This window comes from Dietzia sp. KRD202, from assembly GCF_017168155.1.
GTDB classification, from domain to species: Bacteria; Actinomycetota; Actinomycetes; order Mycobacteriales; family Mycobacteriaceae; genus Dietzia; species Dietzia kunjamensis.
In genome coordinates this window covers 1-730 of record NZ_JABFAN010000099.1, presented here as the reverse complement: position 1 = coordinate 730, position 730 = coordinate 1, and the positions used below count along the sequence as shown (strand labels likewise).

Annotated in this window: 1 protein-coding gene and 1 pseudogene; one reads left to right on the top strand and one right to left on the bottom strand. The window is 65.2% G+C overall.

Annotated elements, in window-relative coordinates:
- Positions 1 to 491 (top strand): transglutaminase family protein (locus tag J1M64_RS19070; RefSeq protein ID WP_206475220.1); only part of this gene is annotated, 491 nt, incomplete at its 5' end.
- A gap of 66 nt (positions 492 to 557) precedes the next feature.
- Here J1M64_RS19070 and J1M64_RS19065 read toward each other — a convergent pair.
- A pseudogene (locus J1M64_RS19065) lies at positions 558 to 730 on the bottom strand (helix-turn-helix domain-containing protein); the annotation flags it as partial.

Here is a 730-nt window from a genome sequence, read left to right as displayed (position 1 = left end):
CCTACTGCGTGCCCAAGGCGGTGCTACTGGCCGCGGTTCTGCGGGCCGCGGGCATCCCTACCCGACTCGGCTTCGCCGATGTACGGAACCATCTGCAGACCGACACCTTACGAGCCGTCATGGGTGGCACGGACCTGTTCGTCTATCACGGCTATTGCAGCGCCTACATCGACGGACGATGGTTGAAGGCCACACCTGCCTTCAATGTCGAGTTATGCGAGCGATTCGGCGTGCCCCCGGTCGACTTCGACGGACGGAGCGACGCGCTCATGCACGCCTTCACCTCCGACGGGACTCGGCACATGGAGTACGTGCGGGACCACGGCAACTTCGACGACCTCCCCCTGGGCCGCATTCTGTCCGCTCTCCACCAGGCCTACGGACCTATGGTCACCGCCGCTGCGGGGCCTGACGATGCCTTCACTCCTCCATCTACCACCGGTAAGGCCACTCCGAAAGGATCCGTGGACTCATCCAGGAGCACCGGATGAGCCACTCCCACCGGGCGCGGTCCTTCTGAGGGGCTGCGGAAGTGGTACTCCAGGGGGCTGGTGGGCGCGTCGGAAGTGGCTCGGTGAGCTGCCGGTCCACCCTTTGAAGGCGTGCGAGAAGTTCGTGAGGTCGCTGTAGCCCAGTTCGGCGGCGACCTCACTGACAGACGTGGAGCGGTCGAGCAGCCGTATCCGGGCGCGGTCGAGCAGTGACTCCTGGAGGAGTTCGCGGAAGCTGG